This window comes from Roseivirga echinicomitans (assembly GCF_001592935.1).
In the GTDB taxonomy this organism is placed as follows: domain Bacteria; phylum Bacteroidota; class Bacteroidia; order Cytophagales; family Cyclobacteriaceae; genus Roseivirga; species Roseivirga echinicomitans.
In genome coordinates this window covers 23,884-40,180 of record NZ_LRDB01000009.1, presented here as the reverse complement: position 1 = coordinate 40,180, position 16,297 = coordinate 23,884, and the positions used below count along the sequence as shown (strand labels likewise).

The window sequence follows — 16,297 nt, the reverse complement described above, 5'->3', positions numbered from 1 at the left end:
TCACACTAGAGCTGATACTGGGGGAGGTGCCTTATCAAGCATTAGATCTGAAATAAGATTAACTAAACAATAGTCTTATTTTAATTAACTTAAGGGCTCTCTAATTATTAGGGAGCCCTTTTTTTTCTTCTTAACTTTAAGTCCATGAAAAAATTTCAACTATTATTTATGACTGCGGCTTTCAGTCTATTCCTATTTGCCTGTAGCAGTACCTCAGGCACTGCCAATAGACAAAAGGCAGTAAAGGATTATTCACAGTATAATACCTTGGTAGAGGTGCTTCAAAGCGTTCAAGGCCTAAGGGTTATGGGTAACGGTAGCAGTGCTAAAGTATTTATGAGTGGATATAACACTACTAATGCCACCAACAGAGAACCTTTGTTTGTTGTAGATGGAATTCCAGTCGGTAGCTCATTAGTGAACCTTAATGGAATGCTAACTCCAGTTATGGTAAAAAGTATTAAAACAGTTAGAGGTATGCAGGCCACCTCAAGATATGGTGACGCAGGATTATACGGTGTGGTTCAAATCACAACTATTAATGCCAAGTAAACTGTTTTCTCCATATTCAAGACAAACAAAAAAGCCTCTCTGATTTCTCAAAGAGGCTTTTCAAATATTGTTAAAGATTGTTTAACCTTCTATTACTGATTCAGCAAGTACGATTACGTTGTTATTCAAAACCTCAACACCACCACCGTCAATAATCAAATTCTCAACTTTTCCAGAGGCAGTAATACTTACTCGGCCTTTCCCTAAAGCACTGATCATTGGAGCGTGATTTGATAATACTTGAAGCTCACCCTCTGCACCTGTGAAAGTAGCAGAGCTCACTTCTTGCTTAACCTACTTCGATATTGCAGAAATACAAAGATTATTGCAGATGCAAAAATCAATGAAATTAGAATTAAATATTTAAAGGAAACCCCGCTTTTCACTATAGGTGTATTACTTCCATGTACTACAAAATGTGACCAGTAATAGGGGTGTGCTGAAAGTGAATTTGTATTTTCAAGATAGTCTAGCTTAGCTGCCCTTAGTGCCTGACTTTTTGCGTCCCCTTTAGATAAATTCTCATAGAAACTATCCATCAAACTTGCTGTGCTTTCATCATTCGCAGTCCATAAAGTCATGATGAGGCTTTGAGCACCCGCGTAAAAGAATCCATATGAAAGACTCATGACTCCTTCTCCACCTAAAATACTCCCTGAACCTGTGTTACAAGCACTAAGCACAACCATCTTGGCTGGAATACTCATGCCCAAAATCTCACGGGTACTAAGAAACCCGTCATTAATGGAATCTAGATCAAATGGTGAAAATAAAAGCTTTGAGTAGAGGGAGTTAGCAGGATCTGCTAAGCCATGGCTCGCTACATGTATTATAGGATATATAGATACCGATTTACGAAATTGTCGTTCTGTTGCTTGAGCGCCAAGAAAAGATATATTCTTAAAGTGTTTACTTATATTTTGAGTTTCTTTCTCAGTATACGCCAATAGTCCCAACGAAGCTCTCGTAGAATCAGCAACTCCTTCATCAGTCAATACATCATCCCCAAACACTGGAGCAAATGACACGACAGTATTATCTGAAGTTCCTTTCCTTTTTTCTATTTGCTTTTCAAGCAGCGTTGAAGAAGTACCATAATGAAAATTAAAGTCATTTATAAGATATGGTAAATCACGAAAACCTTCTGCCAATATTTCTTCATCTTTTAGCAGTGCCTCAAACGGTAGAAGATGAAGTGGGCCATCAGGGATTACAAGAACAGAGCTATTAGGTTTTAACCTATTTATGCTAGGTAAGAGTACTTTAGTTAATTTCTTTGATAGCTGAATATACGAGTTGAGTGATTCTAGACTCACATTTGGTATTCTCAAGTTATCTAAAAACTGAGTAAGGGATAGCTCAAAGTTTTCGTCCAATTCTTGTTTAGTGAAACTGAAATTTGATTTGCTTATCTCAAACCTATATATCTCCTTATCCTCAGTAGAGTAATAATAGTTAATAAGTAAATCGTCATTCTTTAAGATTAGCTCTTGCGACCGCTTTATGTCTAGATAATCTCTATTATACCTCAGTTCAAAATACCCAGGGAAATGAGACTTAATGTCTATTGACAGTCTTATTACCCCATCCGTTGCTTTTATAATTCTTTCTCTCAAGGTTTCTACCTCAAGTGTATCGGGGGTTGTCTGCTTTAACTCCTGATACAGCAATGTCTCCAATGAAGAAAGAGTTGCGTGGAGATTTTTTTCTCGGATTAGTAAAGAGTCTGGTATACTTAAATGTATCTCAGTCTCAGAATTAAAAAGCGCCTGATTGGACTTACTTTGCTCACCCAAGAGGTATGCATATTCAGCGTACTTACTTATACCAGTCAACTTAAAAAGTTCATAACATATTCTTATACCAGTATTATGTAATTGAGAGATCACAGAACTAGTTTGAAGCTTATCTGCCAATCTACTTGGGTATTCTCTGTAATAGCTGATCTCTTTTTCTGCTAAAGACAGCATTTGGTAAGCTGAGTCTAACCATGCAATATTTTGATCTCTCTTATGCATCATTTCAAAACTCTCTGCTCTAAGAAAAAAAACCTCATACCGTTCAAAATAATGTGCTGCTTGTGGATTAGCCACACCGTTATTCACAAATTTTTCATCAAAGTTAAGTGCTTGTTGATAATATTTTGCCGCAGAATCGGGTTCACTGAGTTTCAAAAATGCATTACCAAGCCCTTTTTGAAGCTGTAGAGTTGAAAACTCGAAATAATCTCCTGACCCAATCGACATCATAATGGCCTTTCTCATATAATCTATCCCCTTTTCCACTTGTCCCATCTCAATCAAAGCCCCTCCCTTTTCATGAGTAGTTAAAGCAAAAATATCCAGCATTTCCTTGGGGTGATCGCCATGTGACTTTGTGAGTATCTCATCAAACGATTCTATCGCCTTCCTATTTAAAGATAGTGCTTTGTAAATTTCACCACGCATTAATAGGGTACGGAAAGTCCATTGACTATCATTTCCAAAGTGATACTTTGAGAGAGAGACAGCTTTATTTATAACCTCAAGCCCCTTTTCAGGCTCTCCATTCTTTTTGTATGCCTCCCCCAAATGCGTATAAATTATTGCTAGGTTTTGAAAATTCGGGTCTATAGATGAGAGCAATTTTTCCGCCTTTTCAAAACTGTTTATAGCATGAGATATCATTCCCATGAATTTATATGCTTCACCAATACTATTATAGAGGCTCGCCATGTTTGTGGGATTAGGCTCATTCGGTCCACTTTGATATATTTCTTTTGATTCATTGAAAAATGAAATGGCTTCATCGCCTTTAAAAAGGGCACTTTTCAAAGCCCCAAAATGATTGAGCACCTCAGCTAATTCATTTTTCATGCTCAATGAGTCATATAGATGTCTGCTTCTCTCAAACTGTTCTTCTGAGTCTTTAAGTTTATTCATTTGTAAATACGCAAAGGCTTTCAATAATGAAATACGGGCATTCCTAGCCAGACCTTCCTTAGTTTGTTTATCAAAGTTAAATTGTATCGCTTGGTCAAGAACCTCTATGGATTCACTAAACTTACGCTGTGATATCAATTCAAAGGCTTTCCTATTGTGCGCCTCGAATTTAGGCTTACCCCAAGCCTTCCCTTTCGTAACTTGAATAACACTATCAAACATTTGTAGTGCCTTGCTAAAATCTCCTTTGGTTCCATAAATTTCTCCGATGCTTATTTTTGCTAGCATGTAGCCAGCTGTATCTACTTCCTTCAGCAATTCCCTTGACGCCAGCTCATAGAAAAGAATTGAACTATCGAGTGAGAAAGCTTGCTTATAAGCCCCTGCCTCTCTCAAAAGGGAGTCAGTCAGAGACTCTTTATCAAACTTATCTTGTCCTATTAAGCCAAATACATAAAGCATTAACAGGAGTACTAATGCGTATCTTCGATAAGGCATAAATAAAGTTTTCATTTTAAAGAATTAAGAAGTTCATGTAGCTCTTCATCGCCATAACCGCTAGAATCAGCTTTCTGTATATAGAAAGCGGCTGAATCTGTCTCATTAATTAACAAATATGAAAGTCCCTTATACCATACGGAGGGCAGATAAAAATAACTTTCAGGGCCAATGTGATCAAAACTGTCGATGGCCTCCTCTGCTCTTTTTAGTGACACATGACTCATCCCTTGATAAAAATAAAGTGTGTCGCTAGCGTTTGATAAGGTTCTAAAAATCTTCAATGCATTTTCATAATCCGAATTACTATAAGCCCTAAGTCCCCCGTCTAGCAGACTGACTTTTTCTCTGGAGCTTATCAAATTTGGAAATGGCTCAAAATAAGTCTCAAACAACTGCTGATTGTCTATTTTTCTTTCCGTAAAAATGAACATCAATAATAGAAAACTAGCGGCTATACCTAAGGGAATGAAAATTTTGAGTTTTAATACTTTTCTTTTTTCTTCCTTGTCCATGATTGATCTCATTTGATCGCGAGCACCAAGTGCTTTTAATAGATTAACCTGTTTGCTATACTCCTCATATGCTACTCTAAACTTCTCATCATTAATTATTCGTTCTTTAAAAGCCTGTACCTCTTTCTGAGAAAGCTCATTACGGTCATACGCATCAAAGAATTCAATATATTTATCAACTATACTCATAATCTAAAATCATGGTTTTTTAATCCGTGCTCTTCAATCAGAGTGGTTAACTTTTTCATGCACCTGAGTTTTTTAGTTTTCGCTGCTTGAGCACTACCAAGGTTGCTATTTTTAGCTACTTCTTCCATGCTCATTTCATTAAAGTAAAAGTTTTTTAAGATCTGACGACAACCATGATTAAGCTTTGCCAATATGTAATTAAGTAGGCTAATGTCAATTTGCCCTGGATCGTCATTTTCACTAAGCTCGTTACCCTCAATTGGGCTGGTAGGCAGTGTTTTCTTTCTGAGTTTATGTAACCAAAGGTTTCGAGCTATTCCAATTACATAATGTACTAAAGAAGAGTCTCCTCGAAATTTATTTTCGAGCAAGTTAAAGTAGGTTATGCTTATGGCTTCCTGAAATACATCTTCGGCTGCCTCCACATTACCACTGTTCTTAAGTACATACTGCTTAACTTTAGGATAGCACTTACGATAAATAAATAGAAACGCTTTTTCCCGTAACCTTAAATTTTTAGAGAGAATATTATCTACAAGTAGATCTGGGTTCATTTAAGATTAAAAAAATGATAAATGTATGTATTGATCAGTCTGATTATACGTGAAAGTAGACTATGAACCAATACAACCCAAATATATTAGATTTTTAGATCATCCTATTATCCTTCAGTATGAAGAATTGGACACTTGTTCGAAATGGAGGCTGAAAAAATTTAGCCATAAAGGCAATTGGTAATCCGTAGAGGAATCGAACCTCTGTTTTCAGGATGAAATCCTGACGTCCTAACCCCTAGACGAACGGATTATGTTAAAAAAGCAAGCCCTATAATGCCAAAAGGGCTTACTCAAAAACCTAAAAACTATAGACAAGGGCAGTCTGTATTAATATGTACTGTATGACAATCAGGCGTTCCACTTACGCAACCGGGGTCTTGTGTGAGATTACAGGCACCACCGCAAGTTGGTGTACCCCATAGTGTATCACAACACTCTGAGAGATCACCACAAGTGAGGAAACCGTCAGTGGCAGTGAATGGGCAATTAGCAGTCATTCCCCCACGCACTTGCGCAGCATTAAAACCTGAAATCACGTTTTTCTTAAGCCTTAGCTTTCCGTTAAATTTTTGCTTTTTCATAATTATTAATTTTTATTAAACATTTAATTCATAACTAAGGTAAATATGATAAAGACTTGATATTCAAATGATAATATATTCTTTAAGAACGCTTTACTTACAAGCAAAAACGATGGGAAAGCCTTGATAAATGAATCTCATAAGGAAAGTGAGTTGCGCTTAAGAAAATCCACAAATTCCTTTTTCCTACGTTGTGCAATCGGGAATCGGCAATCATTGCTCATCACCACTTCCGTACCAATCACTTCTTTAATATGGGCGATGTTAATTACTACAGAGGTGTGGATTCTAAAAAAGGTATGGCTTGGCAATAACTTAGTTAGACTCGATAAATTCTTACTGATCATATGCTTAGCACCAGAGATTAGCATAAGCTCACAATAACTGCCTTCCGCACAGATATTCTGTATATTGTTTGTCTTTTCTAGCTGCAAGCCCTTTGTGGTCGGGATGAGAATATTGTCTTGTCTTTCTGTGGTCATACCCATTCTATTTTAAATTTTGAAACTTTAGTCTCGCATTTTGTGAAGTGTAAGTGCGGTATACAAAGTCATAAATGACCAATTCATACTTCCGGTTCTGAGATCGAAATAATCTATTCATAAACATGTGGATATAGCTAGCCATCAGGTCGTCTAGTGATTTCTCGAGAGACTGATTCTTTTCTCTCAATCGTAATTGTTTGGCGATGGACAGAAACCCAGCCTCTCTCTCCTTTATCAATTTTAGCAATGGCGTTAGCTCCAAGTCTTGTTCTAGTTTTTCGCCTAGGAAATCGTCTATTTTCTTTCTTAGGCTCCGATACTTGTCGTCTAACTGCTTTTTTAAGAATCGCGACATACCAAATTCATAAGCAAATCCAGTCTTTAATTTATCTGCTAGGGCCAGTTTGTCTTCTAAAGAGTAATCAAAAGCGTTTAAGAGACTATCAATTCCTCTAAGCCCCAATAGCCACTTTAACTCTTCTCCTTCTTGACCTTCAATTAAGTCCAAAAGCCTCACTACAAATTGACTATCATGTAGAAATAAAGACTCTGATTCCTCCATTGTGGATTGACCATACCGTTCTAATTCGCGATGATAATCCTCTACTTGGATTTTCCAGATTAAGTCTTCCTTGGTATAGCGCAGTAGCGCTTGGTTAAATGCCGCTATGATAGTAGAAACAGCTTCTTTATTATTAAAGAAAAATCGTATTCTCAAATGAAATTTAGGGTCTGAATAGCGTATAAAGAACCATTTTTCTATAATCCCTTTATCAAGTAGTTCTTGGGTTAATGGTCTGATTGCCTCTGCTAAGACTTGGTCTGCCAGCTTATGACCAGTATATAATTTATAATAAAGCCATGAGTCGCCAATCATAAATGACCTTTGGGTTGTATCTATCTTGCTGTTCATTTGCTTATGCTTTTTTGAGTATTCACAAAGGACATGATGACCTGATTGGTATAATGATTTTTGCCTTGCTTGACGACTGTTTCATTGTCATGTAGAAATTCACTTAGTCTAAACTGCTCTCTCTTTTTTACTTCATTGAGGAGCATCCGTATTGAGGTTAGGTTATGAGTGTTAATGAGAAGCTCATTATCTCCTTCTACCAGTAACACATAATGAGGAATTTGATGTGTTTCATTCCATAATTTCAGCGCTGCTTCAAGCTTGTCATCATCGGCACCAGCCTTGGTCATCTGCTCAATGTCTTTTTTAGCAATAGTCCATTGGGTCTTGCTTAATATTATCCCGTCATATTCTACCCTTGGTAGATAATTGTAAAGCTCGGCTATACTACCCCAGCCAAAGCCTAGCATGCGTTTTCCTTGAGTTTGTAAATCAGCTAAAAAATGATAGATCGGTAGAGACTGGCTTGAAAAATTATGAGCATTGGATAGCCTAGGGATCACTTCTTTGTTTTGTGATAATGATTTAAGGGTAACTGTGCCATTAGGGGTTGCGCTAATTACCAAATCATCTATGCTCAGTTGATTTTCTATTGGTAAAATAGACTTGGCTAGGTAAGGTATTTCATAGTCCCTGAGCACTGGTCGCATCAGAATGTTCCCAACACGTGATTCTGGTAGGTGAACAATTTCAGCTAAAATCCTATCTGGGTTAAGCTTCAACTCTTGGCTAGTAATTTCGCGTATATATGAGTCAATTTCTTTATCTCCGTGGCAGAACCTGGCTAAGAGATTGGCTGCAGAAGATCCACCAAAACCAGATATGAGTATTTTCTCCTCATCACCTTCGTGGACTACTTGAATCATAGTGGGTAGTGTATCCGGTAGGTCTTCCCAGTTGACGTTGAATTGTTCAAAATCCTTATCACTTAAATAAATTACAGGCTGTTGAAGTTTAATACTATCAATAAGTTTTCTGTGCAGAATTTGTTGGGCAGCGGTCAAACTCAGTGAGCTGGTAAAGTTTTTCTTGCTGTCCAGCGTTATAATATCATCAATAAGATAGTTAACATCTCCACTTCCTTGGTTTTGTTTGTAACCAATACCCACCTCTACATCTAGCGCTCTGGCTAATGGCACTTCTCTACCTTCAAAACGTTCATAAAATGCCTTACCAAACTGACTGAGCATAGTTTCTTCTCTCGGTGGGGTGATTTTAGCCAGAAGAGTCATAACTTTTAATGCCTGATCCTTGACGGTACTATTCAACCTATTTTCTTCCAGGGATAGAACCATGTCGGTTTGAAACATATGTTTCAGCTCGAACTTTGTTCCTAAAGTTTTTATAGCGTCTGTTATGTTGATGTAATCCTTGGTAGGGTTACCCAGTCTTCTATCTAGAAGTTGTATGCTTTGTTCAGCCTCTTCAAGGGTCTTTATAATAGGCTTGACACCTTTTAATTTTTTTAGACAAGCCATCAACTGGTCTGAGAACTCTGGTCCAGAAACAGCAGGCTCTAATTCGCTAATTAGAAGCTGACTATTGACCAACTCGTCAATAAACGAAGAAGCTTCTTCATTAGAAATATCATCGTCAACTAAGAGTTGAGATAAATCGGAGAGGTATGCCCCTGTTTTGGCAGCCGAAATAATTACCCGCAAGTAATCGGCATCTTCCAATGATACCATCTGGTGAACACGCCTATTGCTCTTATTGTAATGGTATTCGATATACCGCCACTCGTTGCCAATACGGTATAAGCTACTGTTTGGGTAAAAAAGCAACTGTTGTTTAATGGCCTGATCCTTAGTTAAGTTTTGAGACAATGCAATGAGGTAGTTCATGTCGAAACGAGTATGTCTCTCAAATTTTGCATACTGATCCAACTCTATTTTGGTAAATTCATCGAAAGACCCAACTCCAGTACCTGCAAACAATCCAAATGGTGTACATCGAGAACACATTCGACTCAAATATTTAAGCAGGGAATACGTCAATTTTTCGACTTCCTTCTTATCCGTTATTTCATTGGCGCACCACTTTTCTAACTGTCCATAAAGGATAGGAGAGGCCAAAAAAATAGCTTCTCGAATAATGGTATTTCCAGCAAAAGTCTGCCTCAAGACCTGAGTTTCAACATGGTTTTCTTTGGTCAACTCTTCAAAGGAAGTCACCGGAAGCAAAGGAGTCCTCAATACATATTTATCAAAACTTCTGTAGGGGTTACTTTTCATGGTAGGAGATTATTTGATCATTAAAGATTCTTCCCAATTAGGCTCGAAGTCAGAGAGGTAAGAGATTATACATAGCCCTATGCCAGCAATTCCCTCCAATAGACTGACTTCATTAGTGCGAGGTTGATTATGTTTGTGTTGTTTATATCCTGCATAACCGTCCTCATAAATCGCAAGGTTTAGTCCTGCGGCCATCCAGTAATCACATGCACTTTTAAACTCTTTAATTTGGGTCTGATTGAAAACGGTGCCATAAATCTGTGCAAGCCCAAAAGCACCATGGCACGGGCTGGCATCTACTATTCCGCATGATTTCAGTTCTTTCCTATTTGTGGTATGAAGTAAAATTCGAATTGCATGCTCTTTTAAATTTGAATCCTTAAGCACTTGTGAAGCTTTATATAGAGACATACCAACTCCTAAGTCTCCGTAGCACCAAGAGAGGCGCGCTTGAGTTTGTTCATCCTCAGAATCCTTGGGGACTACACTAGGATAAAGTGATTGTCCTATGACTTTTTCTTGTGCTAGAATATAACTCACGCTTCCTTTTAGCAGCGGTAGAGACTGTTGTCTAAACTCCGGGAACTCATAAGCCCTAGCAAGAAAGTTTGTGATACTTGAAATGCCATGGGAAAGACTAAGATTATATACCGTTTTAGGTTTAATCTCAGTCTTGTTTATTTCTGAAGACCATTTAATACCATGCTCGTCTTCTTCTGATATTTTCTTTAGCCCATTAATCAATTCTTGTATATAGGACTGATATTTTTTTTTGAGATCTGGTGATTGAGTGTTTTTAAATCGTTTTAAAAAGTAAAGACCGTAACCTATTGCACCATGTAGAAAATCATAATGACAAGCATTTATATCCTGCGTCATTTTTATATATAGGTAATCCTCTAAATCTGGTAGGAGCTGATCATTATCTACATCTATTAAATCATTTTCAGATAGGTGCTCAAATACCCACCCCAGCCCGGCAATCCCTGAGCAATATGTAGAGAAAGTGTACCCTTCACTTATTCTGCTTAAAGATTCTTCAAGTATAGAACTGCCTATCTCCGCTGGCCTATTGTCTTGCTTGTACTTAGCGTAATAGAAGAAGAAGAGTGAGATACCCGATAGTCCAGCCAATACTCCTAGATGGCTATCCTCTAGATACTTTTGCTCTAACACCTTTTCTATTTCTTCGAGCTTCTTTTCTAAATCAATTTTCTGCAACATATGAGTTTGTGTTTGTAATAGGTGTTGTCAGAAATGGCTTAGAGGTAATCACTTTTAAAAAATATTTATCTTTTGATTACCTATTTAGTGTTTCTGCAACAGTCATATAAGGCCTTTACAATTCAAGATTTCATTAGTGTACATATAAATAAGGTCTGTTATGATATATGAGCTACATCAAAGCTTTCCCTTTTTTTAAACAGCTAGACCAAATGGACTGCGGCCCTACTTGCCTCAGAATGATCACCAATTTTCATGGTAAAAAAATCTCAATAGATCACTTAAGAGAGAGGTCGGCCATCGGCCGTGATGGGGTTTCTTTGGGTGGGATTGCTGAGGCAGCAGAGGATTTAGGCTTCCATTCTTTGCCGGTTAAGGTGAACTTTGAGATTCTAAAAGAAGAAGTCTTTTTACCGTGTATTGCACACTGGCGACAACGTCATTTTGTAGTTGTCTATAAAATCACAAAACGCAGGGTATATGTGGCTGACCCTGCACATGGCTTGGTGATTTATAGTATTAAAGAATTTATGGAGGGGTGGCTAGGGAAAGATAGCAGCAATGAATCTGAAGGCTTTCTGTTGGCACTTGAACCGACACCTCTATTCTATGAAAATGAGGACAGTAAAGACACAAGAAAATTCGGTTTCAAGTTTCTGCTCAGGTACTTTAAGCCTTACCATAAGTACATTGCACAGCTTTTTTTAGGCCTCTTGGTAGGTAGTTTGCTTCAACTGATTTTTCCATTTATCACGCAATCAGTAGTTGACTACGGTATCAACTTTCAGAATATTGGTTTTATCTACTTAATGTTAATCGCTCAGCTTACCCTATTTATTTCTCAAACTACTGTAGGTATTATTCGTGGCTGGTTGCTCTTGCATATGACGAGTAGAATTAACATCAACCTTATTGCTGACTTTTTGATTAAGTTGATGCGCCTACCCATTTCATTTTTTGATTCAAAGAATACAGGAGATATTGTTCAGAGAATTCACGATCATAGCCGTATTCAAAGTTTTTTATCATCAACAACGCTAAACACACTTTTCTCGGCTTTTAACTTGGTTATTTTTGGTGTTGTCTTAGCCTATTATAACCTGACTATCTTCCTCATTTTCATGCTAGGGTCTGTCATTTATGTGGGTTGGACAGTCCTCTTCTTAAAAAGAAGGAAAGAATTGGACTACAAACGTTTTGACCAAGCATCGGATAATCAAAGTAGCATTTATCAGCTTATCTCTGGAATGCAAGAGATCAAACTTAATGGCTCTGAACGAAGAAGGAGATGGGAATGGGAAGCCATTCAGGTAAAACTCTTTAAGGTCTCTATCAAAAGTCTTGCGCTATCCCAAACTCAGAATAATGGTGGTGGATTTATCAATGAGGTGAAAAATATACTCATCACATTCGTGGCAGCAAGCGCAGTGATTTCAGGAGAACTCACGCTTGGTATGATGCTATCTGTTCAATATATCATAGGGCAATTGAACATGCCCATTCAAAACTTTATTTCCTTTATTCAGGCAGGGCAAGATGCTAAAATTAGTATCGAGCGACTAGGTGAAATTCACATGAAAGAGGATGAGGAAGATCCTTTTCAAACAAACATCAAAGTGCTTCCATCGGTGGCTAATATTCATCTCAATAATTTGAGTTTTAGGTATGGCAGTAAGAGCTCAGCCCTGGCGCTAGATAATGTTAATTGTAACATCCCAGAAGGAAAAGTAACTGCCATCGTTGGTGCCAGTGGCAGTGGTAAAACTACTTTATTAAAGTTATTACTTAGGTTTTATGAGCCCACAGCTGGAACTATTCATGTTGGAGTCTCCAAATTGGCAGATTTAAGTATTAAAACATGGCGAAAGTCTTGTGGAACAGTTATGCAGGATGGCTTTCTGTTTGGAGATACCATAGCACGGAATATCACAGAATCAGATTCTAACGGCAATAATGATTCTGAAAGATTAAATGAAGCGATTAGAATCGCTAATATCAAAACCTTTATTGAAGAGTTGCCTGCTGGATTAGAAACTAAAATTGGAGGTAGTGGTGTGAATATCAGTGGAGGTCAGGCCCAACGTATTTTTATTGCGCGAGCTGTTTATAAAGACCCTAAATACCTGTTTTTCGATGAGGCTACCAGTTCATTGGATGCCAATAATGAAAGAATGATCATGGAGAACTTGGCAGAGTTCTATGAGGGTCGTACAGTGGTAGTGGTAGCGCACCGCTTAAGCACTGTAAAAAATGCTGATCAGATTCTAGTTTTAGACAAAGGAAGGATCATTGAAACAGGCGACCATGATGCATTGGTAAGTCAAAAAGGAGCTTACTACGAACTGGTTAAAAATCAATTAGAGCTTGGATCATGATAAGAAAGACGAGTAATAAGGTTAAGAATATTGACTTGGATGTAAGATCAAATGCAGTCACTGAAATAATGGGTCAAGCACCTAATTGGGTAATCAGGTGGGGCATTACTGTTGTTCTATTGATAGTGATCTCAATAATTGTGGGGGCGGCATTGATTAGCTACGATGATGTGGTGCCAGCTAGAGTTACAGTTACCAGCCTTGAGCCACCAGTATATATTAGGGCACGAAGTTCAGGTAAAATCTCTCATATATTTGCTAAACCAGATAAAGAAGTTGAAAAAAATGAGATACTAGCAATTATTGAAAATACTGCCGAGGTAAATGATGTTCTATGGGTTAAGGATAAGATAACTAAATTTCAATTAGGGGAAACAGACCTAGATTCTTTGAACTACGAATTTCCTTTAACTTTGTCTCTGGGAGAAGTTCAGCGTGATTATTATCAGTTTATTGCCCAATGCCAAAATTACCTGCTCTATCAAAAAAACCAGCCAAATCAGGTCCAAGCTGAGCTGATTGCTGACCAAATTATAGAACAACAAACACTTCTAAAAAAACAGAACAATCAGCTTCAACTCTTTAAGGAGGAGCTTGAATTATCTCTAGTTGCTTACCAACGTAATGTTAGCTTACTCGACAGTAGCGTAATTTCAACTGTAGAGTTTGAGAGAGGTTCTAGAGCATATTTGGGAGATAAGCAGCGATTTGAAAGTTTACAGATGCAGATTGCCAATACACAGATTAGTATTTCGTCCTTAAACGGAAACAAAACAAGGTTACTTCTTAGTGATGAAGAAATACAGCATAATAATCTTCAACTACTGAAGGAAGGAATTCAAAACCTTAAGAATGCCATAGCAAGTTGGGAGCAAAGCTATGTTATTGAGAGCCCAATAGCTGGAAAAGTGACGCTATTTGATATTTGGACTAAATACCAAAATGTTGATGCTGGTACAGTCCTATTTACTGTTGTACCAGAAGAGATTGGGTCGCTGATAGGGAAAGTCGTTTTGCCCGTTCAAAATTCGGGAAAAGTAAAAGTAGGACAAAGAGTAATTATAAAAATTGATAATTACCCTCAGTCAGAATGGGGAAGCTTGAGCGGGCTTGTGGTGAATATTTCATCTGTTCCTAAACAAGGTCTAGCCGAGTATTCTGTTCAAGTAAATATTGATAGTTTAACAACATCATTCGGTAAAACGATGGAATTTAAACAGGAAATGCAAGGCTCTGCTGAAATTGTAACGGAAGAGCTAACCGTTTTACAAAGAATCTTCTACCAGCTAAGAAAAGTGATTGGGAGAAACTAGATCTCTAAAATTCATGACCATCATTATTGTATATGAATTCTTTGAAAAAAGGAACTCAACTATTTGCAGTTACCCTTTATAAGTAGTACCATTTTAGTAAAAGACAATATAAAAACAAAAAAGCCTCTCTGATTTCTCAAAGAGGCTTTTCAAATATTGTTAAAGATTGTTTAACCTTCTATTACTGATTCAGCAAGTACGATTACGTTGTTATTCAAAACCTCAACAACACCACCGTCAATAATCAAATTCTCAACTTTTCCAGAGGCAGTAATACTTACTCGGCCTTTCCCTAAAGCACTGATCATTGGAGCGTGATTCGATAATACTTGAAACTCACCCTCTGCACCTGTGAAGGTAGCAGAGCTCACTTCTCCTTCAAATACTTTTTTATCTGGTGTTACGATTTCGAGCAACATAGTCATTACGATTTAGAAGCTTCAGCCATCAATTTCTCACCCTTCTCTCTTGCTTCTTCAATAGTTCCTACAAGGTTGAAAGCCGCTTCTGGCAAGTCATCATGTTTACCATCCATGATTTCGTTGAAACCTTTGATGGTGTCTTTAATGTCTACCAAAACTCCTTTTAGACCAGTAAACTGCTCTGCCACGTGGAATGGCTGAGAAAGGAATCTTTGTACACGTCTAGCACGAGTTACAATCAATTTATCTTCGTCAGACAATTCGTCCATACCAAGGATGGCGATAATGTCTTGAAGTTCTTTATAACGCTGAAGCGTTTCTTTTACACGTTGTGCACAATCGTAGTGCTCATCGCCAAGAATATCAGCAGTCAAAATTCTTGAAGTAGAATCCAAAGGATCTACCGCTGGGTAAATACCTAGTTCAGCAATTTTTCTTGAAAGTACAGTAGTAGCATCCAAGTGAGCAAAGGTTGTTGCCGGAGCAGGGTCAGTTAAATCATCTGCAGGTACGTAAACGGCCTGTACTGAAGTAATTGAACCATTTTTAGTCGATGTAATTCTTTCTTGCATCGCTCCCATTTCGGTAGCCAATGTTGGTTGGTAACCTACTGCAGATGGCATACGACCTAAAAGGGCTGATACCTCAGAACCCGCTTGGGTAAATCGGAATATGTTATCAATAAAGAATAAAATGTCTTTTCCTTGTCCATCGCCATCGCCATCACGGAAGTACTCAGCAATAGTAAGACCTGAAAGGGCTACTCTTGCTCTTGCACCTGGAGGCTCGTTCATTTGACCGAACACGAAGGTTGCTTTAGATTCAGCCAATTTAGCTTGATCTACTTTTGAAAGGTCCCAACCACCTTGCTCCATAGAGTGTAAGAAATCGTCACCATAGGTTACAATTCCTGACTCAATCATTTCGCGAAGCAAGTCATTTCCTTCTCTAGTTCTTTCACCAACACCAGCAAATACAGAAAGTCCACCGTGACCTTTCGCAATGTTGTTGATAAGCTCTTGAATCAATACCGTTTTTCCAACACCAGCTCCACCGAACAAACCAATCTTACCACCTTTTGCATAAGGCTCAATAAGGTCGATTACTTTAATTCCTGTGAACAATACTTCGGTTGAAGTAGATAGATCTTCGAATTTAGGAGCAGACCTGTGAATAGGTAATCTTCTGTCTCCTTTTGGTTGAGGAATACCATCAATGGCCTCACCAACTACATTGAACAAACGACCTTTGATGTCGTCCCCAATTGGCATAGCGATTGGTTTGCCAGTATCTATAACATCAGTACCTCTTGTTAGACCTTCTGAAGAATCCATCGCAATGGTTCTTACACGGTTTTCACCTAAATGTTGCTGACACTCCAGAACAATTTTCTGACCGTTTTCTTTGGTTACTTCTAATGCGTCAAGGATGTTTGGTAACTTAGACCCCTCCACATCAAAACTAACATCTACTACTGGCCCAATTACCTGGGTGATCTTTCCAATATTTGCCATTCTT

14 protein-coding genes and 1 tRNA gene are annotated in these 16,297 nt (G+C 37.9%); 3 read left to right on the top strand and 12 right to left on the bottom strand.

Annotated elements, in window-relative coordinates; translation table 11 throughout:
• Positions 1–144 precede the first annotated feature (144 nt).
• Positions 145–552 carry a TonB-dependent receptor plug domain-containing protein gene (locus AWN68_RS08600; protein ID WP_068414099.1) on the top strand — a complete coding sequence of 136 codons (408 nt, stop codon included), beginning with the start codon at positions 145–147 and terminating at the stop codon, positions 550–552.
• 81 nt (positions 553–633) lie between these two features.
• On the opposite strand, the gene AWN68_RS08595 is transcribed toward AWN68_RS08600, so the two are convergent.
• The 10 genes from AWN68_RS08595 to AWN68_RS08550 all read right to left on the bottom strand — a co-directional run bounded on the left by AWN68_RS08595 (position 634) and on the right by AWN68_RS08550 (position 10,669).
• A complete protein-coding gene (locus AWN68_RS08595; protein WP_068414098.1) occupies positions 634–834 on the bottom strand; it encodes a hypothetical protein in 201 nt (66 codons plus the stop codon).
• Positions 831–3,986, bottom strand: coding sequence for a CHAT domain-containing protein (locus AWN68_RS08590; protein WP_068414097.1), 3,156 nt, complete (start codon positions 3,984–3,986; stop codon positions 831–833). Before AWN68_RS08590 ends, AWN68_RS08595 begins: the two co-directional genes overlap by 4 nt.
• A complete protein-coding gene (locus AWN68_RS08585) occupies positions 3,983–4,675 on the bottom strand; it encodes a tetratricopeptide repeat protein (protein WP_068414094.1) in 693 nt (230 codons plus the stop codon). Before AWN68_RS08585 ends, AWN68_RS08590 begins: the two co-directional genes overlap by 4 nt.
• Positions 4,672–5,229, bottom strand: coding sequence for an RNA polymerase sigma factor (locus tag AWN68_RS08580; protein ID WP_068414091.1), 558 nt, complete (start codon positions 5,227–5,229; stop codon positions 4,672–4,674). Before AWN68_RS08580 ends, AWN68_RS08585 begins: the two co-directional genes overlap by 4 nt.
• 178 nt (positions 5,230–5,407) lie before the next feature.
• Positions 5,408–5,482, bottom strand: a tRNA-Glu gene (locus tag AWN68_RS08575).
• Positions 5,483–5,537: 55 nt separating this feature from the next.
• The gene (locus AWN68_RS08570; protein WP_068414088.1) at positions 5,538–5,813 is read right to left on the bottom strand and encodes a hypothetical protein; all 276 of its coding nucleotides are present in this window, start codon (positions 5,811–5,813) and stop codon (positions 5,538–5,540) included.
• Positions 5,814–5,950: 137 nt separating this feature from the next.
• Positions 5,951–6,295: a LytR/AlgR family response regulator transcription factor gene (locus AWN68_RS08565; protein WP_157716138.1), complete on the bottom strand. Its 345-nt coding sequence runs from the start codon at positions 6,293–6,295 to the stop codon at positions 5,951–5,953.
• A 7-nt stretch (positions 6,296–6,302) separates the two neighbouring features.
• Positions 6,303–7,211, bottom strand: coding sequence for a thiopeptide-type bacteriocin biosynthesis protein (locus AWN68_RS08560; RefSeq protein WP_068414082.1), 909 nt, complete (start codon positions 7,209–7,211; stop codon positions 6,303–6,305).
• A complete protein-coding gene (locus AWN68_RS08555; RefSeq protein WP_068414079.1) occupies positions 7,208–9,445 on the bottom strand; it encodes a lantibiotic dehydratase family protein in 2,238 nt (745 codons plus the stop codon). Before AWN68_RS08555 ends, AWN68_RS08560 begins: the two co-directional genes overlap by 4 nt.
• A gap of 9 nt (positions 9,446–9,454) precedes the next feature.
• Positions 9,455–10,669 (bottom strand): lanthionine synthetase C family protein, encoded by a 1,215-nt coding sequence (locus tag AWN68_RS08550; protein ID WP_068414072.1) that lies wholly within the window; start codon positions 10,667–10,669, stop codon positions 9,455–9,457.
• A 167-nt stretch (positions 10,670–10,836) separates the two neighbouring features.
• On the opposite strand from AWN68_RS08550, the gene AWN68_RS08545 reads away from it, so the two are divergent.
• Both AWN68_RS08545 and AWN68_RS08540 read left to right on the top strand, forming a co-directional pair.
• A complete protein-coding gene (locus AWN68_RS08545) occupies positions 10,837–13,044 on the top strand; it encodes a peptidase domain-containing ABC transporter (protein ID WP_068414069.1) in 2,208 nt (735 codons plus the stop codon).
• Positions 13,045–13,169: 125 nt separating this feature from the next.
• Complete coding sequence (locus AWN68_RS08540) at positions 13,170–14,357, top strand: HlyD family efflux transporter periplasmic adaptor subunit (protein ID WP_157716137.1); 1,188 nt, start codon at positions 13,170–13,172, stop codon at positions 14,355–14,357.
• A 170-nt stretch (positions 14,358–14,527) separates the two neighbouring features.
• On the opposite strand, the gene atpC is transcribed toward AWN68_RS08540, so the two are convergent.
• On the bottom strand, positions 14,528–14,776 hold the full coding sequence (atpC, locus tag AWN68_RS08535; RefSeq protein WP_053223906.1) for an ATP synthase F1 subunit epsilon: 249 nt from the start codon (positions 14,774–14,776) through the stop codon (positions 14,528–14,530).
• Positions 14,777–14,781: 5 nt separating this feature from the next.
• The gene (atpD, locus tag AWN68_RS08530; protein WP_068414063.1) at positions 14,782–16,293 is read right to left on the bottom strand and encodes a F0F1 ATP synthase subunit beta; all 1,512 of its coding nucleotides are present in this window, start codon (positions 16,291–16,293) and stop codon (positions 14,782–14,784) included.
• Between the last annotated feature and the right edge of the window lie 4 nt (positions 16,294–16,297).

What these genes read in the sequence shown, in the direction of transcription:
- AWN68_RS08555 (WP_068414079.1), bottom strand. Translation starts at nt 9,445, where the DNA reads ATGAAAAGTAACCCCTACAGAAGTTTTGATAAATATGTATTGAGGACT.
- AWN68_RS08560 (WP_068414082.1), bottom strand. Translation starts at nt 7,211, where the DNA reads ATGAACAGCAAGATAGATACAACCCAAAGGTCATTTATGATTGGCGAC.
- AWN68_RS08570 (WP_068414088.1), bottom strand. Translation starts at nt 5,813, where the DNA reads ATGAAAAAGCAAAAATTTAACGGAAAGCTAAGGCTTAAGAAAAACGTG.
- AWN68_RS08585 (WP_068414094.1), bottom strand. Translation starts at nt 4,675, where the DNA reads ATGAGTATAGTTGATAAATATATTGAATTCTTTGATGCGTATGACCGT.
- AWN68_RS08545 (WP_068414069.1), top strand. Translation starts at nt 10,837, where the DNA reads ATGAGCTACATCAAAGCTTTCCCTTTTTTTAAACAGCTAGACCAAATG.
- atpC (WP_053223906.1), bottom strand. Translation starts at nt 14,776, where the DNA reads ATGTTGCTCGAAATCGTAACACCAGATAAAAAAGTATTTGAAGGAGAA.
- atpD (WP_068414063.1), bottom strand. Translation starts at nt 16,293, where the DNA reads ATGGCAAATATTGGAAAGATCACCCAGGTAATTGGGCCAGTAGTAGAT.
- AWN68_RS08590 (WP_068414097.1), bottom strand. Translation starts at nt 3,986, where the DNA reads ATGAAAACTTTATTTATGCCTTATCGAAGATACGCATTAGTACTCCTG.
- AWN68_RS08580 (WP_068414091.1), bottom strand. Translation starts at nt 5,229, where the DNA reads ATGAACCCAGATCTACTTGTAGATAATATTCTCTCTAAAAATTTAAGG.
- AWN68_RS08565 (WP_157716138.1), bottom strand. Translation starts at nt 6,295, where the DNA reads ATGACCACAGAAAGACAAGACAATATTCTCATCCCGACCACAAAGGGC.
- AWN68_RS08550 (WP_068414072.1), bottom strand. Translation starts at nt 10,669, where the DNA reads ATGTTGCAGAAAATTGATTTAGAAAAGAAGCTCGAAGAAATAGAAAAG.
- AWN68_RS08600 (WP_068414099.1), top strand. Translation starts at nt 145, where the DNA reads ATGAAAAAATTTCAACTATTATTTATGACTGCGGCTTTCAGTCTATTC.